Genomic DNA, 22146 nt, shown 5'->3' with positions numbered 1-22146 from the left:
ATCAGGGCGTGGCACTTTGTAATGAATATTCATGTATATGTCAATACTGATAGGCGTACCAATCTTGAAAGCTAACTTTATCTAAATTTCATGAAGTACCTGTATTTTTATAGTTTTCTAGTCTTTTTATGCGAATGCTCTCCTGTATAAAGAACTACAAAGCTTTAAAATATTGTCTACAAAGACTACTTGAATCAAACTTACTGATGCACTTAGATATTGGAAGCTTTTTTTTAACAAGTTTTTGAGTTTAGCATCCTGTTATATATCAATATCATTAAGCAAAAGTTCAGATATATATCTTTCTCTTTGTAATTTTTTTATAAAGGAGAAAAAACAGCTTTGCTAATGTCTAAATGAAGATTATTTAAAGCACGTAAATAATAGCTATAATAAACACACTGCCGAAAAAATTAAAATATACGATTCTTTTTATAGGTATACTTACCAAATAAGAAATAATTGTAATTACAATTTGATTGACAGTATTTTATATCTTGGCTTAAATATGAGGAAAATATTTTATGGCAAAATTATAGTGCCCTACTTGGCTAAAAAGGATTCACATAACCTCCAGATGGATGAATAGGAAAAATCGCAAAAACATGCTGATTTTCAGGCAAGTTATATCGCTGGAAGGAAGATAAAATATGCAAAAATTTATTCCATTGTGACGATAAGTTATTATAAAAGTATGAAACAAAACTAAAATATTAGTATCGGCAACAGTCAAGTAACATCATATTTGTGATGGGTTAATTTGTCTGTGTAAAATTACAGGTATTGCTGTCAAAATTTACCAAAATTGCTTGGCAATTTAAACTCAGTCTACTGAGTTTTGTCCTCTTTTTTTGTGGCTACTATCTTGGCACTGAAAAGCAATCAGCTTGATCCAGGTAAACCAAAATTCATAACAGTTCAAGTAGCTCTTAATTTCTTGGTTAGAGATGGGTGTTTGTTTTAAAGCGATCGCTTATTTGCCCGCTTTCTAAGTCACTATTCACGCTCTGTATACACCACTCTAACCCACCTGTAAAGGGAGCATTTCAGCATGATAATGATTCTGAAGCTTTATTTTATTGGTGTTCTAGCAGATGTTCTCCCCAAGTGGGTTTGACAAACTTGAGAGAAGAGAGAAGGTCAAATGGTTTCAATGGAGAATAACTTTGGAAATCTTCATTGAGTCAACAGTAGATGTCTCGAATTCCTTTATAAAATTTCATTGTCAGGCTTTACTCATGCTGTTAGTAGGGTTATTATCTTCAAAAGCAACTATGTGCTATTTATGCTGTCACAAGAGTAACAAATAAAGTGTAGTATTTTAATTTTTTTAGAAAATGATCAATCCTTTGACAAAACAAACATTTTTAATATTAATGGTATTACTTGTTTCGTGAGACAAACTCTGATAACCTTATCGGTTCCCTCTTTAATTTAGACTCTTTCGACCATCTAAATATACAGCAGATAGCATGATAATGACAAATAAAAAATGGGCCGTTAAACGCATAACAGTTAATCTTGCAACACAGGAAGCGGAAAAACTAGAAAAATATTGCCAACAAACAGGTAGACCTGCAACTGACGTGATTCGTGAACTGATTAGAAGTTTGCCTGTCTCTGACGACAATAAAGATGCAAACAACTAAGAAGTTACTTTCACAACTTATCCAAAAAACTGCTTTGGCACCAAAAAAATATCTCTGATACTTTTGAGAGTCCGTCACTATGGACAAAAGTTTGTCTAGATGATACAGACGCGATAAAAACGCGTCTGGTCATTTACCGGAATTAAAAAAAGTAATCAAAGAAGTTTTAGTATAGATATTGGCAAGCCTTAATATACTGCTGGAGTTGATATTAAGTAGCAAATTCCGACACCAACCCAGTTACAATCTGTAAAGAAACTGAAAAGGAACGACGGAATGCGTGTTGCAATCGTAGGTGCGGGACTGGCTGGGCTAGCAACCGCAGTAGATCTAGCTGATGCTGGTTGTGAAGTAGAGATTTTTGAGTCTCGTCCGTTTGTCGGTGGTAAAGTTGGCAGTTGGGTTGATGGAGATGGCAACCATCTAGAAATGGGGTTGCATGTATTTTTCGGGTGCTACTACCAACTATTTGACTTAATGAAAAAAGTGGGGGTGTTAGAAAACTTACGCCTCAAGGAACATACCCACACTTTTATTAATAAAGGGGGGCGCACTGGTGCTTTAGATTTTCGCTTTCTTACAGGTGCGCCTTTCAATGGCTTAAAGGCATTTTTCACTACTTCTCAACTATCGTTGCAGGATAAGTTGCAAAATGCGATCGCTTTGGGTACTAGTCCGATAGTTCGCGGATTAGTAGACTTTAATGGGGCGATGAAAACTATCCGCAATTTAGATAAAGTTAGCTTTGCCGATTGGTTCCGCAGTCATGGTGGAAGTAATGGCAGCATCAAGCGGATGTGGAACCCGATTGCCTACGCATTGGGATTTATTGATTGCGAAAATATGTCTGCCCGTTGTATGTTAACCATATTCCAGCTATTTGCAGTTAGAACTGAAGCTTCAGTTTTGCGAATGCTAGAAGGTTCTCCATCTGAATATTTACACAAGCCGATTCTGGAATATCTGGAAGCTAGAGGCACCAAAATTTACACGCGCCGACAAGTTCGAGAAATTCAGTTTACTGAGTCAGCCGAACAAACCCGTGTCACTGGTATAGTAGTTTCCCAAGGTGATGCAGTAGAAACGATCGCAGCTGATGCTTACGTTTTTGCCTGTGATGTTCCAGGAATTCAACGCATCCTACCCCAGGAGTGGCGTAAGTGGTCAGAATTTGACAATATCTACAAACTGGATGCAGTGCCAGTGGCTACAGTGCAGTTACGCTTTGATGGTTGGGTAACAGAACTGAACGATGGAGAGCAACGCAAACAGCTAAACCATGCGGCTGGAATCGATAATTTACTTTACACAGCCGATGCTGACTTTTCTTGTTTTGCCGATTTAGCGTTGACTAGCCCTGCGGATTATTATCGCCCAGGACAGGGGTCTTTGTTACAGCTAGTGCTGACACCGGGAGATCCGTTTATTGCCCAAAGTAATGAAGCGATCGCACACCATGTTCTCAAGCAAGTCCATGAACTGTTTCCTTCGTCGCGGGAGCTAAATATGACTTGGTACAGTGTTGTAAAGCTTGCTCAGTCTCTTTACAGGGAAGCGCCAGGGATGGATGCGTACCGTCCCAACCAAAAAACACCAGTAGATAATTTCTTCCTTGCCGGGAGTTATACTCAGCAAGACTATATCGACAGCATGGAAGGTGCTACTATTTCTGGACGACGTGCGGCAAAAGTGATTTTGGAGAGTTTAAAGAAATAACGAACTCCAAAGAGTGCAAATAACGCGATCGCAAAGCATCTCGTAGAGAAGGAACAAAAGAAATGTCAGACTGGTTAGAGCATACTGTGCAGGTAGAAGTAGAGGCTCCCATAGATTTAGTATGGAGCCTCTGGTCTGATTTGGAGCAAATGCCCCGGTGGATGAAGTGGATTGATTCGGTGAAAATTCCGCCAGATAATCCAGATATATCTCTTTGGAAACTAAAGACGGGCAGTCTAGAATTTACTTGGCAATCCCGAATTCTCAAAGTTATTCCCAACCAAATTATTCAATGGGAATCGGTTGATGGTTTGCCGAATCAGGGAGCGATTCGCTTTTACGATCGCCAGAATAGTAGCATTGTCAAAATGACCATTTCCTATGCCATCCCCGGACTTCTTGGCAAAATTATGGATAACTTATTTTTGGGGCGGATAGTTGAATCAACGATTCAAGCTGATTTGGAAAGGTTTAAAGAATACGCGTTGAATGTTAAAGGTAATTGATATAGATAGTAAAAACAGGCAGTAAGAAACAAGGTGTAAAAGTTTCTTGCTGTCTGAGTAGGGAAAATATGGATTTTTAAGGTTTGAAGGAGATGCGATCGGGTAGGGGTTATAGGTTGGTTGTAGCTTTGCTCAGTAAATGTAAACTCTAATTCTGAATAGTTTTGATAGTTAACACTACACTGGAAAACAGTATTTACACTTTTTGAGTGTATAATTTCCAATCAACTCGTCAGTGTCATACCAGTAAAGCGAGATTTCTGTACCGTCTGGAAAAAAGTGAATCGGGATATCATCATCTAAATTATAAATACCCCAGAACTCTTCTAAATTTGCCGATGCAAGCCCATGAGAACCACGAAAATTATTTAGACCAACGAGATGTAATTCCCCACTTTCTGGATTAAGGATGTAGTTGTAGCCATTATTTACAAAGTCTTGGTATTGCTGTATATTTCTTGATAATTTAGTTCTTGCAATTCTACGTCTTATAATGTTTGCAACTCTTGGATTTGACATATTAAGTATTACTTGCTATTACAACAAAATTTCTAGTCCTTAACTATAAAAATTCTCTAAATTCAAAAAACCAGTAATAACACGTAAAAATCCTATTGAAATCAAAATAAACTCCCAGCGCGCAAATTGTACAGCATTAGTCACTAGCTACTAAGGTGCGTTAAGTGCAGCATTAGTTCCCACCTAGTAAATTGCGTTAATGCACTCTAATTACTGTTGGTTCTGGAAGTGGATTACCGACAGCTTCGTAAGCAATAATTAGAGACTCTAAAGCTTCAATTCCATTTGCTACAGCCAACTCATAAGTATTGCCATAAGTCCGCCAGCGTTGTTCTGGAAAATCAGGAAATACTACCAAAAACAATTATCTTCTTCAGACCATTGAATAAGCATTTGGTATTTAAGCTTACTCATCTTGTTTCTTCTCCTCTACTTCCTGATCTGATATTTTGAACTTAGAGGGTTACAAACTACCAAGTTGGGTCGCTAAACAAATTAATTGTCAATTCCTCGCGTGGTGGTACTCCGGTAATACAAGCGCGGACGATCTCTCCATCCTCTAATTCGACGGTGCAAGCGTGACAAGATCCCATGAGACAACCGGTGGGAATAAATACCCCAGCCCGGTCTGCTACATCTAAAAGGGCTTCTCCCACTTCGGCATCTACTGTGACATCATCTGGTAAAAAACGGACACGAACAATCATCAATGTTACGCATTTAATAGAGTTGTCATTTGTCAGTTGTCCTTTGTCCTTTGCAAATGACCAATGACTAATGATATTTCAACGCATTTTAGTTTAAGACAAAAACGCACTTAAGTCTAAATGGCTTTCAACTTCAATGGCTAGAGAGTCCAAAATCTGCTCTCGCTGTTCTCGGTAGTTAGCAACACCGGTGGGCAAAGATTTTAAACCCCGCTGTTGACGGAGGCGATTTAACCAAGCGCGTCGCCAAGGCCCATTGTCAAAAAGCCCGTGGAGGTAACTTCCCCACACCGATTGACAACTATCTACTAACCCTAAATTAATATCGTCAAACAGGGCATGATACGATTGAGGATCTATGCCTTGCTGTTCGATGCGCGATCGCCCTTGGTGGATTTCAAAGCCATTAACTGGCAAGCCTTGTTGGGGATAATTTGAGCTAACTTGGCGCTGACGGGCGATTTTTTGTCCTGTAATTACAGTTCTGATTGGTAAAAGATTTAACCCTTGAAATCTGCCAGCTTGTCCCTCTATTCCTTCTGGATCGGCGATGATTTGACCGAGCATTTGATAGCCACCGCAGATACCTAAAACTGTTCCCCCAGAAGCAGCGTAGTTTTGAATAGCTTCTGCCATACCACTTTTTTGCAGCAGTAGCAAGTCAGCAATTGTGGTCTTTGTACCTGGGATAATCACGGCATCAGGATGTCCCAAATCTTGCTTAGGACTGAGGTATTTCACTGAAACTGTACTTTCTGATTCCAGTGGGTCAAAGTCGGTGAAATTGGCAATTCTTGGTAAGCGGATGACGGCAATGTTGAGGTCAGTATGAGCTTTATTCGACGATGATTGACGTTCTAGCAGGTCAAGGGAGTCTTCTGCTGGAAACATTTCTTGTAAGTAGGGTATAACACCGATAACGGGGATACCTGTGCGTTCTTCTAACCATTTTATCCCCGGATCTAAGAGCGATCGCTGTCCTCGGAACTTATTAATTACTACACCCTTAATTAAGGCGCGTTCATCTGGTTCCAATAATTCTAATGTGCCAACGACATGGGCAAAAGCACCACCTCGGTCAATGTCAACTACTAACATAGTTGGTGCATTCAAATATTTTGCCACCCGCATATTAGTTAAGTCGCGGTGCTTGAGGTTAATCTCTGCTGGACTACCAGCACCTTCACAAACCAGCATGTCAAATTCTGTTCCTAAATGCTGTAGCGATTCTTCAATTGTCCGCCACCCCAATTCAAAATATTGCTCGTAGTAATCTGAGGCACTCACTTTACCTACAGACCTACCTTTGATAATTACTTGTGAAGTCATATCCCCTTGGGGTTTGAGTAAAATTGGGTTCATTTCTACCCAAGGTACGACTCCCGCCGCCCAAGCTTGCACTGCTTGGGCATAGCCAATTTCTCCACCACTGGCAGTGACATAAGCATTTAAAGCCATATTTTGACCTTTAAAGGGAGCCACTCGCCAACCACGCCGCGACAGAATGCGACAAATAGCTGTAGTTAAAAGTGATTTCCCTGCATGGGATGTTGTCCCCACTACCATAATTGATTTCATAGTTGCTATCACTTAGTTTTTCAAGATACAGAGTTAATTTTTAGGAGCGAACAACAGGGGAGCAGGGGAGCAGAGGAGAAAGCAGTAAGTTTTCCTCTCTGCCCCTTTACACCTCTAGCTTTTGTGTCCAATGCCCAATGCCCAATGCCCACTATAACCATCACAAATTGCAGTTAGATGGTTATGGTAAAGACTTCATAAATAGATGTGATGTTTCCGTATATATTGTTCCCTTTGATTCCCTAATCCTAACTCTTGGATTTTTTATTCTAAAAAGGTATCCGCAACCAACGAATCACAGCATCAGAGAAACGATCGCGCCATGAAGGAGTACGCCAATTTTTTCCCTGGTACTGTTCTACTAACTGGCGTCCCAAGGGAGTGAGACGAAAACTATCTGTAATCCCCTGCCCATCGACTTCTCGGCGCAATACACCTACTTCAATCAACCAGCCCAAAGCGTTATCACAGGCTAATTCTGATAAAGGGCGTTTAGTATAGCCCTGCTTGAGTCCATTTTCTAGGGCGATCGCAGTTATTGATACACTCTGGTGTCCCATCACTTCAAATAAAGATAAATTGAAGGGTGAACACACTAGCGATCGCTCGGCTCTTTCTACTGTGCTTTGAGGATAGACAAAAATATTTGGGTTTTGGGAATCAACAGCAGCCATTGTGTATTGGGAGAAATTTTTCTTCTAACAAAGATTAATTTCAGAATATATTTTTTCTTGTGCCAAATACCCCATTAAACCAAAATTAGTTACCTAAAGTATATTTAGGCTATTTTTTAGTAATTCTATTTAATCATTATAAATTAATGTAAAATTTCAAGTGCATCAACAATCTGAAACAGGAAAAGTTTATTATGCCTCTAGCAGTTGGTACGGATGCACCTGCATTTACCGCCAAAGATACAAACGGCAACACAGTCTCCTTATCTGATTTTGCCGGAAAGACGGTTGTTTTGTATTTTTACCCCAAAGATGACACGCCAGGCTGCACCAAACAAGCCTGTAGTTTCCGGGATGCCCAGTCTCAATATCAAGGTAAAGATATTGCAATCTTGGGAGTGAGTGCAGATGATGAAGTTTCCCATCAAGCATTCACCCAAAAATATAATTTGAATTTTCCCCTACTGGCTGACAGCGATAAATCCCTTATCAAAGCTTTTGATGTGGATGGCGGCGGTTATGCCAAGCGCGTCACCTACGTAATTGACCCCAGCGGCAAAATTACCCATGTTGACGCTAATGTAAATACCAGCAACCATGCTAGCGATATTTTAGCTACACTTGGACTGTAGTTTTTTAGCTGATAATTCAAGATTTTTTCAATAGTCTCAACCCCAAGTCTTAAAGGCTTGGGGTTCTTTATTTGAATTCAGTTACCTGATGGTGGTGTCACCGATGGCGATGTAACTGATGGTAGTGTAATCGTTGGCAAATTGGGGGTTGGTTGCTGTTGTTGACCTTGAATTAGTCTTTGTTGCCTTGCTTTAAAGGCTGCTGCTGCTGAGTCTAGTTCTTGGTTCTGTTGGTTAGAATCCCAGTTGAGAGTCCCGAAATTTGCCCGATGAATCAGATCAAACATATTGAAATTGTCTGAGTTGGAACGGGAGAAAGGATCGGTATTTTGGTCTGTTGTACTATTACTGGGGAAAGCATCCGTTGGACTGCTGATTTGAGCGGAACTGGGTTGAGCCATGAGCAAGGAAGCAAAGCTAATTCCTGCTGCCGTAGCTGCAAAGAGTCTAGTAATTTGTAAAAATGGTTTTTTCATGGGGTTTTGACCCTACCTAAAATTTATCTATTTTATCTCTTTAAGCCAGAGTCCGCCGCAGTTGGGGTTGAATACTCACTAAGGCGACTAGGGCAAAGCCAAACAACACCAGCAACGCTCCCCCAAAGGTAACATTGCCCCAAGGAGCCTGCATCACTACACTACCTAATTCCCAGCTACTGTGGAAATAGAGATAGCGGATTGGTTCGATCGCATAGCTGAGAGGATTTAGGGTAGCCACAACCTGTAACCACTGAGGCATGAAGGATAGAGGTGCTAAAGCAGTGCTAGCAAACAATAATGGTAGATTAGTGACGAAAATCACTGCAATCAATTCAATATGTCCGGGTAGAGCGAAAGCTAAACCGAGAGAAATGGCTGTTACACCCAAAGCTAACAGTAAGACAATTAGAGCGATCGCACTTAAACCCGCTATATTTGGTAGTCCAGCGCCCAAAAATGCTGCTGCTGCAACGATTACGGCTGCTTGCAACAAACTTTGGCTAATGATGAAAATTGCCGAAGCAAAAACAATGGAAAACCGCGATGCTAACGGTGCTACCAGCAAACGATTTAAAAAGCCGAACTCGCGGTCAAACATTACCGGTAAACCAGCATTCAGCGCCCCAGCAAAAGCTGTAAATACAATGATGCCAGCCGCCAAAAATTGACCGTAATTTGTTGTATTGCCAAATATACCTTTGGGAGCATTTTGGAACAAAGCACCAAATAGGACTAACCACATTACTGGCTGAATAATTCCAGCAACTAAAGATGAGGGACGGCGTTGCAACTGAATGAACAAGCGACGAGTTAAAGCCAACGTCTCTTGTACCAATTCGCCGAAAAAGTTAGGTGCAGCATTAGCATCTGCTTGTGGTGATGCTAGCGGCTGCCAATTGATATCAGATTTAGGAGTAACACTCATAGCAATTTTGGATTAATTGGGCATTGGGCATTGGGAATTGGGAATTGGGAATTGGGCATTGGGCATTGGGCATTGTAATTATTTCCATGCCCCATGCCCCATTCGCTATGCCCCTTATCTCATATTCTGCTTTTTCTCAGCTTTGGGATCGCGGGTGGCGACGGCTGCCAGTTCTGCATCCAATAAGGTGCGTCCTGTGGCAGCGAGATAAACGTCATCGAGGCTAGGGCGAGATTGGGCGATGCCAAATATGGGCAAGCCAGCAGTATTCAGCGCTTGCTGTATGTTAATCAGAACATCATTCTCAGGTGTCACTACCAGGTTGAGCGAATTACCTTGAGCGCTGTTGATGATGACTTCTTGGACAAAGGGCAAAGGTTTCAGGAGGTTTTTGGCTTTTTCAGCTTCCTCAATCGGGGAAAACTCGCGGATTCGCAAGGTGATGCGATCGCCCCCTACTTGATCTTTTAATTGTGAAGGTGTACCACTTGCAATTACAACGCCGCGATCTATAATTGCCACGCGATCGGCTAAAGCGTCAATTTCTTCTAAGTAATGGCTGGTAATTACTACCGTCGTCCCAGAGGCGCGTAATTTTCTGAGGAAATCCCACACCACAAAACGGGTTTCTATGTCAAGTCCTACAGTTGGCTCATCCAACACCAAAACATCCGGTGCATGGAGCAATCCAGCAGCCAAGTCTAGGCGCTTGCGTAAACCGCCTGAGTAAGTTCCTGTCTTTTTGTTGGCGTATTCTTGCAAACCGAGTAAATCTAATACCGTTTCAATACGCTGTTTGGCTACTGCGCCTGGGAGGTGATAAAGTGCTGCTTGCAATTGCAGCAGTTCTTTTCCAGTCAACACCTTATCTATAGCGACTTCCTGAGCTACGTAGCCTAGTCGTTGTCTTGCCACTTTCGGATTATCTAACACAGAGATGCCAGATACTTCGATTTTGCCAGCATCCGGTGTGGTCAGCGTACACAAAGCACGCAAGGTTGTAGTTTTACCAGCACCGTTAGGGCCAAGTAAACCAAAAATTTCTCCTGGTTCTACCTGAAAGGAAACATCTTGGACGGCAACCACTGTGCCGTAGCGCTTTTGCAAATTTTGAATGAAAACGGCGGGAGCCATGACAGCCGATCCCCAACTATACAAATCTCAATAAAGTCTATCCTTATTGTAGAAGGTATAAAGCAAGGAAATAGCGCATGAGCGAAAATCTGTAAATAAGTTCGCGTCATGCGCTATGCTGCCAAAAATTTTTAATTATTCTAAACAAGTTGGTTGATTGCGTTTGTAGCGAAACAAACCAAATACTACAGCAATTAATCCTAAACCTGGAAGATTTGCAGGCTCTGGAACCTGAGTATGAGTCGGAGGCTGAGGCGGAGTGTAGTACTTAGTTGGGACATTTGGCAGATCGCCATTAAATAGATAGTTGTGAGATTCGCCATTTCCCGTCAAAGAAGCTACTACTACATTGCCGTTAACTTGACCGTTATTGAAATTGAAATTAGCCAAAGGTGCAAGAATACTACCTTGGATACCAATTCCACTAGCAGTTAGGTTTGTTGCTTCATAAAAGTTGTAAATTACCTTTTGTTTATCTGCGCCAATGATATTAAACCCAAAGTTTTGCAGCGAGACATCCTTACCGCTGATATTGACAACGATAGTTGAATTTGCATCCCCCTTAATTTCAAAATAGTTTGTCTTGGAGACAGATGAGCCTGCAAGATTAAAAACATTGAAAGCAGTACCACTGCCACTAAGGTTAATAGCACCCCAAGGTTGAACTGTTGTGTTACCAGTAGGAGTTAAGGTTGCCAAATATTCAGATAGCCCTCGCAGTTCTTTCCCTGCTTCATTGAAGTCGATGGGAGTGCTCTTGCTAAGAGTTCCTTGGGGAAATCCCACATTGCTAGATACATTGGCACTGCCTCCATAGACAGCATTACCGTGGTAGACTTGACCGTTGCTCAGAGTTAAATTCTGTCCAGCGACGACTACGTTACCGCTATTATCAGAAAGTCTGCTTCCAAGTCCGCCGACGAAATTTATGTTACCGCCAGCAGCAACTTTGCCTTCGATATCTGTATATTTTTGAGAGATATCTCCCAAAACAAATACATTGTAATCAGAGGCAGCGCCTAACTCAACTGCATTCGCTCTTGCTGAGAAACCCAGCGCTAGAGTGACTACAATCGGAGCTGTTACTAGCACCCTATAATATGTTTTTGATTTCATCTTCTAGTTTATCAATCATCAACATTATCCTATGGGTATAAATTAAAGATTGCACTAGTCTACTCGCTATTTTTATTGAAGTTTCACACTGGTATAACTACTGTATGTTTTTCCCAAAATCATCCGAAAAACCGCACATTTACTATTGACTTCATCAATTAAAATTTTATGAAAAAGAACTTAGTAGTTATAACGTTATTTCACAACCTTCAAAGTTTTGAGGCTAATATCATTGCAACCGCTAATAAATCCCCCTAGCACCTGGATTTGTTGTAGGTATTCAAGGACAGATTTGGTGATGACTTCTCCCGGCATTAAAACAGGAATTCCTGGGGGATAGGGACAGACGATTTCAGCACAGATGCGTTTATTGGTTTGTGTCAAAGGTAGTATTTCACTGACAGCAAAAAAAGCTTCACGGGGAGAAAGTTGTAAAGCATAATCTAGTGTTTTGTCTAAATTTTGCCAAACCTGGTTTTTAAGAGTCAAGTTGCTTCGGCGATATTCTTTGGCGAGGGTGGTGAAACCTTGCACTAATTGTTCAATATCGGCTAGGGTGTTGCCCAAACTAATAATAAAAGTGAGATGTTGTAGTGAGGCGAATTCAGCAGTAACACCTAATTTTTCATCGAGAATCTCATCTGCTTCAAATCCAGTTAAACTTAAACCAGAAACAGTGACAGTTAGTCGCGTTTTGTCTAAAGCTACAAAGCCGGCAGATCCTTCCAACCAAGGCATTTCCAAAACTGATAATCCAGGAATTTGACTAATTTTTGTTCTAGCTTCATCAGCAAGTTGTAAAGTGCGAGACATCAACATTTTTCCGTGGAGTGCCATTTGCTGACGCGCTGCATCTAAAGAAGCTAAAAGTAAATAACTAGGACTGGTAGATTGTACGAGTTGCAAAGCTTTACTGATGTGATCGCAATCAATCCTGTTACCTTGAACGTGCAACATCGATGCCTGTGTCATTGCACCTAGTACTTTGTGGATAGATTGTACAGTTAAATCTGCACCTGCGGCTAAAGCTGGAGTGGGTAATTCGGGATGAAAGGTAAAGTGTGCGCCGTGTGCCTCATCTACGAGTAGAGGGATATTATATTGATGTGTGATGTTGGCGATCGCACTCAAATCTCCACAAACGCCGTAATATGTTGGATAAACTGTCAATACTGCTTTAGCATCAGGATGTTGTTGGAGTGCAGATTGTACAGCATTAGGTGTGATACTATGGGCAATATCTAAAACTGGATCGTATTCAGGATTGAGAAAAATTGGTATAGCACCGGAGAGAATTAAACCAGCGATCGCCGAAGAATGCACATTGCGAGGCAGAATGATTTTATCGCCTGTGCCACAGGTAGCGAGAATTGCCGCTTCAATACCACAGGTAGAACCATTGACAAGGAACCATGTTTGCGAAGCGCCAAAAGCTGCTGCTGCTAGTTGTTGTGCTTCTTGAATAACGCTTTGGGGTGCAAAGAGATTATCTAAATCTGCTAATTCGGTTAAATCAGCGCGAAAGATTTTTGTACCAAGTAAATCAGCCAAGGGTTGAGAAATTCCCTCACCTTGTTTATGTCCTGGGGTGTAAAAAGGCGCATGAGGTCTTGCTGCATTGGCTTTTAAGGCATCTAATAAAGGCGTTTGGTTTTGATTGAGCATTTAAATAAAACAAACCGTTAATGATAGAATTCTAAGTTTGTTAGGGCATATTCATTGACCATGAAATTACCCAACGGCGAGCAAGCAGAGATTTCTGTGCAAAAGCTCATAGGTTATTGTCTAAACCCAGAACATCCAAGTGGGAAACATAAAGCCAGAGTTTTTGCATCAATTCTAGGAATCACACTAGAAAACGCCGATGTTTTGCGTGAACTTATTCAAACAGCAGCAGTTGCAGGTGAAGTTGTTCAGCAAAGTACTACACAATTTGGTCAACAGTTTAAGGTAGATTGGATAGTACCTGATACAGACGGAATCAGGCTGCGGACAATCTGGGAAACTACCGCTAATAACCCCTATCCACGTTTGATTACTGCATTCTTGAAGTTAAATGAACAAAATTAAACTTTTGGATACTATTGCTACACTTAAGCCGATTCCCATTGAGAGATTACAACTAGTGCAAGAAGATTATACTTCTATTAAAAGCTTACCCAGTGGACAAGTTGGAACAATTGTAGAAGTGTATGAGCAAGAAGAATATCATTATTTAGTCGAGTTTGCTGATACTCAAGGCTGTGAATATGCAATGGCGACTTTGAGTTCAGATGAAATTTTAGTTTTACATTATGATTTGGCAATTGCCTAAATTTTTACTGACTCAACTCCAATTTGTAAACCTAGTTTGACACTAAATTTATCTGGTTTGACTGTCTCGCTAATATCTTTTAATGTACCTGCGACATCTTCAGCAATGGATTTAATAATTTCTGTGGCTTGTTTAAAAATTCTAGTTTCATCAGAAACGGGTTGTTCCCCTATAGGCGTAACCTCTACTTTAATTATTTTGCCGTCAGAAAGTTGAAAGGAAATAATTTTGGTTTTATCTGCCATACTTCATTTTTTTCTATTAATTTTTCGTGCAAGTATCTTTCTAAATAATCGGAATAAGGTATATGGTATTGTTACATTTTTCCAGCACGATTAATTTAAGAAAAATTGGTATTGCACGCAGAGGCGCAAAGGACACAGAGGAAGAAGAGAATCGTTACGCACAATGCTATGCTTGCGTTAAAATGCGTAAATCCTGTGTAGCTGACTAGATGAGACCTTATCATCAAATCCCGATTTTTGAGTGTAGTGAACCGCTAATCAAAATTCCTTTAGAATTATTTGCGGTGGAATCTCCCCATCCTTATGAAAAATTAGGTGCGCCTTATGGCGATCGCTCCCCTTATTATCTCCGTCAAAGCGTTATCGAAAATTTACTCCAAGCGCAAAATTATCTTAATCTCCTGCATCCTAACTGGCATATCCAAATTTTTGATGCCTATCGACCGATCGCAGTTCAGCAGTTTATGGTAGATTACAGCTTCGCCCAAGCAGTGCAGGATAGAGGACTGGCTGAGGTGGAGTTATCACCAAACCAACGCCAAGAAATTTGGGAAGCGGTTTATGCAATTTGGGCTGCACCTAGTTTGGATGAAAAAACTCCGCCTCCTCACAGTACGGGTGGGGCGGTGGATGTAACGCTAGTAGATGATACAGGGCAAATAGTGAATATGGGTTCGCCAATTGATGAAATGTCAGAGCGCTCGCACCCAGATTATTATGCCAATAGCGATCGTTCACAAACGCAAAAGTATCATGCTCACCGTCAGCTATTGCAAGATGTAATGTTAAAAACCGGCTTTCAACGCAATCCTAGAGAGTGGTGGCATTTTTCTATCGGCGATCAAATGTGGGCTTGGCTGAATAATCAATCTAATCCAGCCAATCCTGTCACCGCACGTTATGGGCGTCTTCCATAGATGCGTTATGCATCTTGAGGATTTAACTCTCTTAACTCGTCGGTGGTGTAAGTACCAATAGGAGTCCAAACTAGATAGGGAAGGAGTAACAGCGCCGCCATTAGAGAAATCGGTAAAACGCAGATTGCCAGAACAACGGCTAAAATCAAACCGATTAGCCCCAGAATTTCCCCGATTTTGAGACTGCGAAATCTCAACATTAGAGGTATGTAGGCGACGGTGATAATTTCTACCACGAGATACAAAGCCATTAATAGCCAAGAAATTAGGCTTCCGGGATTTTTTTGCCAGACAATAGTAGCTGAAGCTGCACCACTGATAAAAATCACAGTCCAGATAACCGGAATCAGCGGTTCAAAAACTAGCCAGCGAGGGCGACTTAATCGTGCAAACCATTTAACATCACGTGGCGTAATCAAGAAACTACCAAGGGCGATGAAGAAAGTTACAGCCCCAATTATTATCCAAGATGGAATCATAATGCACTCAGGTTTTGTATATTTTGTCAAGTCATATACTGCAAGTTTGACAATTTAGACTAGATGTTTAATCATTCTCTGGTGCGATTCTTAGACCAATCTGAAAATAATTGTGACCAATAGATTCACAAAATCCAAATAGAGAAGCAATTCCATAATACTTTTGACTTTTGACTTTTAACTTTTGACTTCCGCCCTGCGGTACTAGGCATCTTGAGGATTGAGACGGATCATCTGCCAAGTGGTATAAGTACCAATGGGACTCCAGAGCAAATAAGGAACTAGTAATAGTGCTGCCCAACCAGAAAACCCTAAGACTGCAAGTATTAATAAAGCACTAATGATCAAACCTGTGCCACCGAGAATTGTGCCCACTTTCAGACTGCGAAGCTTAAACATTACAGGCGTATAGGCAATGGTAACAATTTCTAATAGCAGATATAAACCCATGATTAACCAGGTTGAGGTGCTTCCTGGGTCTTTTTCCCAGACAATATAAGCTGACCAAGCACCGCAAATAAATATTACAGTCCAAATAATCGGAATTGCACCCTCAAAAGTTAGCCATCTTGGTCGTTGTAAACGCTTGAACCATTGGCGATCGCTAGGCGTAATCGCGTTCGCTGCTAAAGCAACCAAGAAAGCCACGCCCCCAATCACCATCCAAGATTTAATCATGCCCGTTAGTCCTTTACAAGCGCTATCTATCGCTTAATATCACTCTTTATAGTGTGATTTTGTCAATTTAATTGCTAATTACTCATCATCCCTGAGTTTGAACCCTTCACATCGTTTGGCAGGATTTTAAATTATGGGAATTGGGAATTGGGAATGGGGCATTGGGCATCGCTATCGCTTTGGAGGCGATCGCACTGCAATTACAAAGCTTTTATGAGCCGACAGTAACAGTGTAAGATAACATAAAAGGCTTGAAACTAGCTCCAGATTTTGGAGTACCGCTTAACTCCAAATCATAAGCTCCTACTTTGGGAAATACGATCTCGGCTCCGGGAATGCTTTTATATTGCTTGGTTGATACATTATGTAAACTTGGTTTCAGCAATGGGATATCAGTTTCACTGTGAGGTTGAGGGTAGATAGCCAACTGACAGTTACATTGTGTCAAGGGGATTAGTTGCCCGCCTTTACGGGTGAGGACAATCCAAGCATGAGTAGTTTTACCAGCTTGAGGATTGTCATTGGGTTCAATATGCAGCATCCCGCCTACATCTTGTGATACCTTTTCAGTATGGGCATTAACTGGTGTGGCAATCAGAACCGAAATTAATAATAGCCATCCTAAATTCTTTTCTAGGGTAAAGTAGAACATAGAGTTTCTAAGAGTAAGCGAAGTAGACCGAGCTAACTGGGGAAAAGCAATTAAAGGAGAATTAAAAGATTTTTAATGCTATTTTTCCACTAGTATTTAGAAACGATAATTTTAAAAGAATAGTTGCGTCAAAAGACAACCTGTCAAACTTTGCCCGAAAATTCTTTACCAACCACTAAGGCTCGATCCCAACTAAAAACTCGTTGATTTCTGAACTTCTAACTAAATATTTAACTTAAAGGCACAAGCGAGCGCCACTCTAGAATTAGCAAAGGATATGTTGATGCGATCGCTTTATGCAACAACTCTATTCTTTTTGTTGAGAATTAATTTCAGCCGACGGACATGATTAGGGTGACTTTTTCAGTGACACGCGATTTGAATGCTATTTTTCCAGATGCGATCGCAAGATGGCGTCCTGGTTGGGATAATGTGGCCATGTTGGATGTGCAGCAAATGCATGTCGAAGGAAGCTTACAGCGCTGTATTCGGTTCTTTATCCACGCTTATCTGCCACCTTCCGCCTCGGTTCATCATATTTATTTACACAACGCCGCTAGCTTGCGTCCCGACTGGAGTTTACCCCAGTCTTTACAAACATCACAGCCAACAGTTAAGTCAAAAGTGTAAATTATTTATGTCTAAGTCTAATAACTAGTTAGCGCTCAAGTTATTGTGTTGTGCCAGTATTGAGTTGAGTAGTTGTGACCAATGATTTTTGCAACTCAAGCTGTTGATAAAGAACACATAAAACTGAAAAAATCTCAAATTTTAACCTTGTCAATCATGCCTAGAGTGACTGAGCTTCTAAATCAAATCGTTGAATGGGTGCAGCAGTACAACTCAAAAGAACTGCACAAAGTTAATTTAGATCGTGGATTAACTCTCGAACAAATTCAGAGCTATCTTGAGGGCAAATCCTTCACACTGCCGACAGAAATCATTGAACTTTACCAATGGCGCAATGGCACAGGTTATGGTTCTCTGTTCCCGTCAGCAGAGTCAGGTTATGACGAGCAAGAATTCTACTCACTGGCAAGCGCTCTGAAATTAGGAGAAGAATGGGAACAAGATTTTACTCCAATAGTTCATGTGCTGCCTTTATTTGGATTTGAGGGCACATATTACTGGACTGTTCTACCAGAAACGCAGCAAGAGCTTGCAACACTCTATGTTACTGATGAAGCTGACTTTGATACAAGTTCTCCTAACTATCCAAGTCTTACAGCAATGCTAGAGAAACAGATTAGGCGCTTAAAGTTTGTCTGGAAAATCGGCTAGCCACACTTCACCAGGTTTCAGGTTCAATCAATCAAATCCAATACTGACTTGAAAATGCTCCTTCGATGAGTATCTATATAGATCAGTCTTACATCGCATTTTCATGCTTGGCTGTGAAACTTGTTTCATCGGGACTGCCCTGATTGCTTTAATTAACCATAGCGATGCCAATCACCAACGTTGTGTTCATATATTACCTCAGCTACTAGCCTTTTTACTAACAACTTGGTCTTGTTTTACAGAAGCCATGTATTTGTTAGGTCGCTATGGTGGATGGTCTGCACAGCAGGAACTATGGGGCTATATTGCCGATCAAATTCTTTTGTTGCACCACAATAATAATGTAGAGGAACAGGAAAGAATGCGATCGCTGATGGAGCAATATCGAGATATCCCAATGGATTTAGCAGATGCTTCATTGGTAGCCACTGCTGAAACCTTAAATCAGAGACGAATTTTTACTCTTGATCGAGATTTCTACATCTATCGATTTCGTGGTAATCAGTCTTTTGAAGTTGTACCTTGAGGGATAAATCGTTAGAAAAATAGCGATCGCAGTTTGCTACAAAAATAGATATTACAGTGAAATGGGTGTTATACATCCTAGACGATGAGAGCTAGGATCTGAAAGTAGTCTGTCGCAGACAAGCTAACTATATGACATCCACATCACGTGTTGTTCATAGCGACCCCGATATATTGGGAGGAACCCCTGTTTTTATTGGTACTCGTGTACCGCTAAAAACCTTGCTCGATTACCTAGAAGCGGGTGACTCACTGGATGAGTTTTTAGCTCACTTCCCAGTGTCAAACGTGAGCAAGCGATCGCTTTATGGAATAATTCTATTCTTTTTGATGATGAAATCTAATCCCTAAAAAAATGTCATAAACAAACTCAAAAAAGTCCTTTTTCTGCAACAATCCTGAAGTTTGATAACATCCTTTTTCATCTAACAAGGGCTTCATCAGATAATACGCAGGCTGGTAATTATACCAAGGAATAGAAGGCCACAAATGATGAATTAAGTGGTAATTCTGTCCCATAATCAGGATATTGAGAATCGCGTTAGGATAAACGCGAGCATTTTTCCAGCGATCGCGCTCTGCAAAAGGACGATGGGGTAAATAGTCAAAAAATAAGCCTAGTGCTATCCCCACCACAAAAGCCGGTATAAACCAGAAATTGAGAATGTAACCCAAAAAGTGGTATTGCACTGAGATATAAACAATTACACCGATAATTAAGCGGCTGATAAACCATTCTAATAGCTCATATTTACGCCACAGTCGCCGTTGAAAGAAAAACACCTCGTGGTACAAGAACCGCACTGCAATCAGCCACAGCGGCCCACCCGTAGAGACATAATGATCTGGGTCGTCTTTAGGATGATTGACATGACCGTGATGCTGTAAATGCACCCGCGTAAATACTGGAAAAGCGAAAGCTAGCATCAACGCACTGCCATGCCCTAACATCGCATTCATCACCCGGTTGCGATGGGCAGATTGGTGACAAGCATCATGAATTACCGTTCCAGCACAATGCAAGGCAATCGTGTTCACGCAAAAGCATAGCCAGTGCGGCCATTCCCAAAGCCAGTAACCAAAGTTGGATAACACCAGCATGGCCACAGCTACAGAAAACAACAGCAGCGTCGGATTGAAATCACCAGGAGGCGCTAAAAATTCCTTGGGTGGGATTGTCAGTGGCTTTTGTGCCTCCGATGCGATCATCTTTAAGATTGACTCCTTCTTAAGCAGACATTACGAATATACGATAAATATTAGTGAATAATAAAGTTTTGCAAAGTTTTGTATGGCAAGATTTATCCACAGCTTTGCATATCAGCAGATGAATAACGCTATGATTCCAGACGAAGCCTAGTCTTTACTGATAAGTGGGGTATGACAATCGGCAAGAAGTTAATGGAATAAACTCCTTCGTTGGGAGGATGGATACAAGATTGATGTACTATATCTAGTCTATCCCACAGCCCCTACTCTCCCATAAACCCTCTCTAACTGCTTATATTTTATTGATATAGCAGTGACTGAAAAGGAGATGCCACTTAAGTTACGATGACTTCCCAGATAGCTCCCTAACTTCAGCCCCTATGCAATTAAGAGATTCTCTGCGCCGGACAAAAATTGTCGCTACTATTGGCCCCGCCACTAGCAGTCCTGAAATGCTTAAGGCGATTATTGAAGCGGGAGCCACGACGCTGCGGCTAAACTTCTCCCACGGAACTCATGCCGATCATCAGCGTAGTATTCGCTTAATTCGGCAAACCGCTTTTGAACTAAATCAGCCAGTGGCTATTCTCCAAGACTTGCAGGGCCCAAAAATTCGCTTGGGAAAGTTTGACAACGGGTCTATAGTTTTGGCAAAAGGCGATCGCTTCACCTTGACAAATCGTCCGGTGATCGGTACACAAGAAATTAGCTGTGTCACCTACGATTATTTAGCCGAAGAAGTCCCAGTTGGGGCAAAAATCCTCCTTGATGATGGACGAGTAGAAATGCTGGTGGAGGAAATTAACCGGGACAAAGGTGATTTGCATTGTCGCATCACCGTGCCTGGTAAACTTTCTAACAATAAAGGCGTAAACTTTCCCGGCGTTTACCTGTCAATTAAGGCAATGACCGACAAAGACCGAGAGGATCTAATGTTTGGTCTAGATCAGGGTGTCGATTGGGTGGCACTTTCCTTTGTCCGCAATCCGCAGGACATGATCGAAATTAAAGAACTAATTTCCAGTACAGGCAAGCAAGTGCCAGTGGTTGCCAAAATTGAAAAGCATGAAGCCATTGAACAAATGGAAGCGGTTCTGGCTTTGTGTGATGGCGTAATGGTTGCCAGAGGCGACTTAGGGGTGGAATTGCCAGCAGAAGATGTTCCAGTACTCCAAAAACGGCTAATTGCGACAGCAAATCGCTTGGGGATTCCGATCATCACCGCTACTCAGATGTTAGATAGTATGGTGAGCAATCCCCGTCCCACTCGCGCTGAAGTATCGGATGTGGCAAACGCGATTTTAGACGGCACGGACGCGGTGATGCTCTCCAACGAAACCGCCGTGGGTAGCTTCCCTGTAGAAGCAGTGGCGACGATGGCGCGAATTGCCGAACGTATGGAGCAGGAAGAAGCCCAACACTTAAACTTACGTTCCTTGAAAGATACCCGCCGCTCCATTCCCAATGCGATTAGTCAAGCTGTTGGTCAAATTGCCGAACAACTAGGCGCAGCGGCAATCATGACCCTAACCCAAACAGGGGCAACAGCTCGCAATGTCTCTAAGTTCCGTCCTCACACACCGATTTTGGCAGTGACACCGCATGTAAATGTGGCGCGGCAGCTACAGATGGTGTGGGGAGTCAAACCGCTCTTGGTGCTAGGATTACCTTCCACTGGTCAGACATTTCAAGCTGCAATTAACGTGGCTCAGGAACTTCAGTTACTGTCCCAAGGAGATTTAGTAGTGATGACTGCTGGCACACTTCAGGGGATTTCTGGCTCTACAGATTTGATTAAGGTAGAGGTAGTAACGGCAGTATTAGGTCACGGAATTGGACTGGGACAAGGTTCAGTGAGTGGTCGCGCACGGGTGGCAAGTACTGGCATGGATGTGAGTAACTTTAATCCCGGAGACATATTGGTTGCACCCCGTACTAGTGCCGATTTTGTGGAGGCAATTCGGAAATCTGCCGGGATTATTACTGAAGAAGAAAGTCTCACAAGTCACGCAGCAGTGATTGGCTTACGTCTCGGTGTACCAGTGATTGTGGGCGTGAAGCAGGCAACGCAGGTGATTCGAGATGGGGCGATTATAACGCTGGATCTGCAACGGGGTTTGATTTATTCTGGGGCAGTGAGAACGGCTTAAGGGTGGAGAGCAGGGAGCAGGGAGCAAGGGAGAAGAGCTTTCCCCTTTGCCCCCTGCACCC

24 protein-coding genes and 3 pseudogenes are annotated in these 22146 nt (G+C 41.7%); 12 read left to right on the top strand and 15 right to left on the bottom strand.

Annotated features, from left to right (window positions below; translation table 11 throughout):
* Nucleotides 1–1472: 1472 nt before the first annotated feature.
* From ACFE93_RS12205 to ACFE93_RS12195, 3 genes are all read left to right on the top strand, one after another.
* Nucleotides 1473–1649, top strand: coding sequence for a CopG family transcriptional regulator (locus ACFE93_RS12205; RefSeq protein WP_289798878.1), 177 nt, complete (start codon nucleotides 1473–1475; stop codon nucleotides 1647–1649).
* 276 nt (nucleotides 1650–1925) lie between these two features.
* A complete protein-coding gene (zds, locus tag ACFE93_RS12200) occupies nucleotides 1926–3365 on the top strand; it encodes a 9,9'-di-cis-zeta-carotene desaturase (RefSeq protein ID WP_375473542.1) in 1440 nt (479 codons plus the stop codon).
* A gap of 62 nt (nucleotides 3366–3427) precedes the next feature.
* Nucleotides 3428–3871 (top strand): SRPBCC family protein, encoded by a 444-nt coding sequence (locus ACFE93_RS12195; protein ID WP_375473541.1) that lies wholly within the window; start codon nucleotides 3428–3430, stop codon nucleotides 3869–3871.
* A 177-nt stretch (nucleotides 3872–4048) separates the two neighbouring features.
* Here the strand turns inward: ACFE93_RS12195 and ACFE93_RS12190 are convergent, their stop codons facing one another.
* The 5 genes and pseudogenes from ACFE93_RS12190 to ACFE93_RS12170 form a co-directional block, all read right to left on the bottom strand.
* On the bottom strand, nucleotides 4049–4390 hold the full coding sequence (locus ACFE93_RS12190) for a hypothetical protein (RefSeq protein WP_375473540.1): 342 nt from the start codon (nucleotides 4388–4390) through the stop codon (nucleotides 4049–4051).
* A 196-nt stretch (nucleotides 4391–4586) separates the two neighbouring features.
* Nucleotides 4587–4804 (bottom strand): annotated as a pseudogene (locus tag ACFE93_RS12185) (type II toxin-antitoxin system HicB family antitoxin).
* 56 nt (nucleotides 4805–4860) lie between these two features.
* Entirely contained in the window at nucleotides 4861–5097 is a 237-nt protein-coding gene (locus ACFE93_RS12180; RefSeq protein ID WP_289798882.1) for a 2Fe-2S iron-sulfur cluster-binding protein, read from the bottom strand.
* Between the two features lie 93 nt (nucleotides 5098–5190).
* Nucleotides 5191–6675, bottom strand: a complete 1485-nt coding sequence (gene cobQ / locus ACFE93_RS12175) for a cobyric acid synthase CobQ (protein ID WP_375473539.1) — start codon at nucleotides 6673–6675, stop codon at nucleotides 5191–5193.
* 269 nt (nucleotides 6676–6944) lie between these two features.
* The gene (locus ACFE93_RS12170) at nucleotides 6945–7349 is read right to left on the bottom strand and encodes an Npun_F0494 family protein (protein ID WP_375473538.1); all 405 of its coding nucleotides are present in this window, start codon (nucleotides 7347–7349) and stop codon (nucleotides 6945–6947) included.
* 194 nt (nucleotides 7350–7543) lie between these two features.
* Here ACFE93_RS12170 and ACFE93_RS12165 point away from each other — a divergent pair, with 194 nt between their 5' ends.
* On the top strand, nucleotides 7544–7981 hold the full coding sequence (locus ACFE93_RS12165; protein ID WP_375473537.1) for a peroxiredoxin: 438 nt from the start codon (nucleotides 7544–7546) through the stop codon (nucleotides 7979–7981).
* Between the two features lie 77 nt (nucleotides 7982–8058).
* Here ACFE93_RS12165 and ACFE93_RS12160 read toward each other — a convergent pair whose 3' ends face one another.
* From ACFE93_RS12160 to ACFE93_RS12140, 5 genes are all read right to left on the bottom strand, one after another.
* A complete protein-coding gene (locus ACFE93_RS12160; RefSeq protein WP_375473536.1) occupies nucleotides 8059–8457 on the bottom strand; it encodes a hypothetical protein in 399 nt (132 codons plus the stop codon).
* Nucleotides 8458–8497: 40 nt separating this feature from the next.
* Nucleotides 8498–9385 (bottom strand): ABC transporter permease, encoded by an 888-nt coding sequence (locus ACFE93_RS12155; protein WP_375473535.1) that lies wholly within the window; start codon nucleotides 9383–9385, stop codon nucleotides 8498–8500.
* A 114-nt stretch (nucleotides 9386–9499) separates the two neighbouring features.
* The gene (locus tag ACFE93_RS12150; RefSeq protein ID WP_375473534.1) at nucleotides 9500–10519 is read right to left on the bottom strand and encodes an ATP-binding cassette domain-containing protein; all 1020 of its coding nucleotides are present in this window, start codon (nucleotides 10517–10519) and stop codon (nucleotides 9500–9502) included.
* A gap of 135 nt (nucleotides 10520–10654) precedes the next feature.
* Nucleotides 10655–11611: a choice-of-anchor A family protein gene (locus ACFE93_RS12145; RefSeq protein ID WP_375473533.1), complete on the bottom strand. Its 957-nt coding sequence runs from the start codon at nucleotides 11609–11611 to the stop codon at nucleotides 10655–10657.
* A gap of 219 nt (nucleotides 11612–11830) precedes the next feature.
* On the bottom strand, nucleotides 11831–13300 hold the full coding sequence (locus tag ACFE93_RS12140; protein ID WP_375473532.1) for an aminotransferase class I/II-fold pyridoxal phosphate-dependent enzyme: 1470 nt from the start codon (nucleotides 13298–13300) through the stop codon (nucleotides 11831–11833).
* A 60-nt stretch (nucleotides 13301–13360) separates the two neighbouring features.
* On the opposite strand from ACFE93_RS12140, the gene ACFE93_RS12135 reads away from it, so the two are divergent.
* Entirely contained in the window at nucleotides 13361–13705 is a 345-nt protein-coding gene (locus tag ACFE93_RS12135; RefSeq protein WP_375473531.1) for a DUF6883 domain-containing protein, read from the top strand.
* Complete coding sequence (locus ACFE93_RS12130; RefSeq protein WP_375473530.1) at nucleotides 13692–13949, top strand: DUF4926 domain-containing protein; 258 nt, start codon at nucleotides 13692–13694, stop codon at nucleotides 13947–13949. Before ACFE93_RS12135 ends, ACFE93_RS12130 begins: the two co-directional genes overlap by 14 nt.
* Here the strand turns inward: ACFE93_RS12130 and ACFE93_RS12125 are convergent.
* On the bottom strand, nucleotides 13946–14194 hold the full coding sequence (locus ACFE93_RS12125; RefSeq protein WP_375473529.1) for a CU044_2847 family protein: 249 nt from the start codon (nucleotides 14192–14194) through the stop codon (nucleotides 13946–13948). The genes ACFE93_RS12130 and ACFE93_RS12125 overlap by 4 nt on opposite strands.
* A gap of 209 nt (nucleotides 14195–14403) precedes the next feature.
* On the opposite strand from ACFE93_RS12125, the gene ACFE93_RS12120 reads away from it, so the two are divergent.
* Entirely contained in the window at nucleotides 14404–15111 is a 708-nt protein-coding gene (locus tag ACFE93_RS12120; RefSeq protein ID WP_375473528.1) for a M15 family metallopeptidase, read from the top strand.
* Between the two features lie 5 nt (nucleotides 15112–15116).
* Here ACFE93_RS12120 and ACFE93_RS12115 read toward each other — a convergent pair whose 3' ends face one another.
* The 3 genes from ACFE93_RS12115 to ACFE93_RS12105 all read right to left on the bottom strand — a co-directional run bounded on the left by ACFE93_RS12115 (nucleotide 15117) and on the right by ACFE93_RS12105 (nucleotide 16920).
* Nucleotides 15117–15590: a TspO/MBR family protein gene (locus ACFE93_RS12115; RefSeq protein WP_375473527.1), complete on the bottom strand. Its 474-nt coding sequence runs from the start codon at nucleotides 15588–15590 to the stop codon at nucleotides 15117–15119.
* A 204-nt stretch (nucleotides 15591–15794) separates the two neighbouring features.
* On the bottom strand, nucleotides 15795–16268 hold the full coding sequence (locus tag ACFE93_RS12110; protein ID WP_375473526.1) for a TspO/MBR family protein: 474 nt from the start codon (nucleotides 16266–16268) through the stop codon (nucleotides 15795–15797).
* 211 nt (nucleotides 16269–16479) lie between these two features.
* On the bottom strand, nucleotides 16480–16920 hold the full coding sequence (locus ACFE93_RS12105; protein WP_375473525.1) for a hypothetical protein: 441 nt from the start codon (nucleotides 16918–16920) through the stop codon (nucleotides 16480–16482).
* Between the two features lie 333 nt (nucleotides 16921–17253).
* Here ACFE93_RS12105 and aroH point away from each other — a divergent pair.
* The 4 genes and pseudogenes from aroH to ACFE93_RS12085 all read left to right on the top strand — a co-directional run.
* Nucleotides 17254–17550: pseudogene (gene aroH, locus ACFE93_RS12100) on the top strand (chorismate mutase); the annotation flags it as partial.
* Nucleotides 17551–17631: 81 nt separating this feature from the next.
* On the top strand, nucleotides 17632–18201 hold the full coding sequence (locus ACFE93_RS12095; RefSeq protein WP_375473524.1) for a hypothetical protein: 570 nt from the start codon (nucleotides 17632–17634) through the stop codon (nucleotides 18199–18201).
* Between the two features lie 103 nt (nucleotides 18202–18304).
* The gene (locus tag ACFE93_RS12090; protein ID WP_375473523.1) at nucleotides 18305–18727 is read left to right on the top strand and encodes a type II toxin-antitoxin system VapC family toxin; all 423 of its coding nucleotides are present in this window, start codon (nucleotides 18305–18307) and stop codon (nucleotides 18725–18727) included.
* Between the two features lie 131 nt (nucleotides 18728–18858).
* Nucleotides 18859–19070: pseudogene (locus tag ACFE93_RS12085) on the top strand (DUF433 domain-containing protein).
* Here ACFE93_RS12085 and crtR read toward each other — a convergent pair.
* Nucleotides 19045–19935, bottom strand: coding sequence for a beta-carotene hydroxylase (gene crtR / locus ACFE93_RS12080; protein ID WP_375473522.1), 891 nt, complete (start codon nucleotides 19933–19935; stop codon nucleotides 19045–19047). The pseudogene ACFE93_RS12085 and the gene crtR overlap by 26 nt on opposite strands.
* A 380-nt stretch (nucleotides 19936–20315) precedes the next feature.
* Between crtR and pyk the strand changes: the two genes are divergently transcribed.
* Nucleotides 20316–22085 carry a pyruvate kinase gene (pyk, locus tag ACFE93_RS12075; protein ID WP_375473521.1) on the top strand — a complete coding sequence of 590 codons (1770 nt, stop codon included), beginning with the start codon at nucleotides 20316–20318 and terminating at the stop codon, nucleotides 22083–22085.
* Nucleotides 22086–22146 lie beyond the last annotated feature (61 nt).

The sequence above is a fragment of the uncultured Nostoc sp. genome (genome assembly GCF_964247315.1).
Classification (GTDB): domain Bacteria; phylum Cyanobacteriota; class Cyanobacteriia; order Cyanobacteriales; family Nostocaceae; genus Nostoc.
Note: the sequence above shows the minus strand (reverse complement) of the source record. Positions and strands in the feature narration are given on the sequence as shown.

Excerpts from the sequence above, each read along its gene's own strand:
- ACFE93_RS12205 (WP_289798878.1), top strand. The coding sequence starts at position 1,473 with ATGATAATGACAAATAAAAAATGGGCCGTTAAACGCATAACAGTTAAT.
- zds (WP_375473542.1), top strand. The coding sequence starts at position 1,926 with ATGCGTGTTGCAATCGTAGGTGCGGGACTGGCTGGGCTAGCAACCGCA.
- ACFE93_RS12195 (WP_375473541.1), top strand. The coding sequence starts at position 3,428 with ATGTCAGACTGGTTAGAGCATACTGTGCAGGTAGAAGTAGAGGCTCCC.
- ACFE93_RS12190 (WP_375473540.1), bottom strand. The coding sequence starts at position 4,390 with ATGTCAAATCCAAGAGTTGCAAACATTATAAGACGTAGAATTGCAAGA.
- ACFE93_RS12180 (WP_289798882.1), bottom strand. The coding sequence starts at position 5,097 with ATGATTGTTCGTGTCCGTTTTTTACCAGATGATGTCACAGTAGATGCC.
- cobQ (WP_375473539.1), bottom strand. The coding sequence starts at position 6,675 with ATGAAATCAATTATGGTAGTGGGGACAACATCCCATGCAGGGAAATCA.
- ACFE93_RS12170 (WP_375473538.1), bottom strand. The coding sequence starts at position 7,349 with ATGGCTGCTGTTGATTCCCAAAACCCAAATATTTTTGTCTATCCTCAA.
- ACFE93_RS12165 (WP_375473537.1), top strand. The coding sequence starts at position 7,544 with ATGCCTCTAGCAGTTGGTACGGATGCACCTGCATTTACCGCCAAAGAT.
- ACFE93_RS12160 (WP_375473536.1), bottom strand. The coding sequence starts at position 8,457 with ATGAAAAAACCATTTTTACAAATTACTAGACTCTTTGCAGCTACGGCA.
- ACFE93_RS12155 (WP_375473535.1), bottom strand. The coding sequence starts at position 9,385 with ATGAGTGTTACTCCTAAATCTGATATCAATTGGCAGCCGCTAGCATCA.
- ACFE93_RS12150 (WP_375473534.1), bottom strand. The coding sequence starts at position 10,519 with ATGGCTCCCGCCGTTTTCATTCAAAATTTGCAAAAGCGCTACGGCACA.
- ACFE93_RS12140 (WP_375473532.1), bottom strand. The coding sequence starts at position 13,300 with ATGCTCAATCAAAACCAAACGCCTTTATTAGATGCCTTAAAAGCCAAT.
- ACFE93_RS12135 (WP_375473531.1), top strand. The coding sequence starts at position 13,361 with ATGAAATTACCCAACGGCGAGCAAGCAGAGATTTCTGTGCAAAAGCTC.
- ACFE93_RS12130 (WP_375473530.1), top strand. The coding sequence starts at position 13,692 with ATGAACAAAATTAAACTTTTGGATACTATTGCTACACTTAAGCCGATT.
- ACFE93_RS12125 (WP_375473529.1), bottom strand. The coding sequence starts at position 14,194 with ATGGCAGATAAAACCAAAATTATTTCCTTTCAACTTTCTGACGGCAAA.
- ACFE93_RS12120 (WP_375473528.1), top strand. The coding sequence starts at position 14,404 with ATGAGACCTTATCATCAAATCCCGATTTTTGAGTGTAGTGAACCGCTA.
- ACFE93_RS12115 (WP_375473527.1), bottom strand. The coding sequence starts at position 15,590 with ATGATTCCATCTTGGATAATAATTGGGGCTGTAACTTTCTTCATCGCC.
- ACFE93_RS12110 (WP_375473526.1), bottom strand. The coding sequence starts at position 16,268 with ATGATTAAATCTTGGATGGTGATTGGGGGCGTGGCTTTCTTGGTTGCT.
- ACFE93_RS12105 (WP_375473525.1), bottom strand. The coding sequence starts at position 16,920 with ATGTTCTACTTTACCCTAGAAAAGAATTTAGGATGGCTATTATTAATT.
- ACFE93_RS12095 (WP_375473524.1), top strand. The coding sequence starts at position 17,632 with ATGATTTTTGCAACTCAAGCTGTTGATAAAGAACACATAAAACTGAAA.
- ACFE93_RS12090 (WP_375473523.1), top strand. The coding sequence starts at position 18,305 with ATGCTTGGCTGTGAAACTTGTTTCATCGGGACTGCCCTGATTGCTTTA.
- crtR (WP_375473522.1), bottom strand. The coding sequence starts at position 19,935 with ATGATCGCATCGGAGGCACAAAAGCCACTGACAATCCCACCCAAGGAA.
- pyk (WP_375473521.1), top strand. The coding sequence starts at position 20,316 with ATGCAATTAAGAGATTCTCTGCGCCGGACAAAAATTGTCGCTACTATT.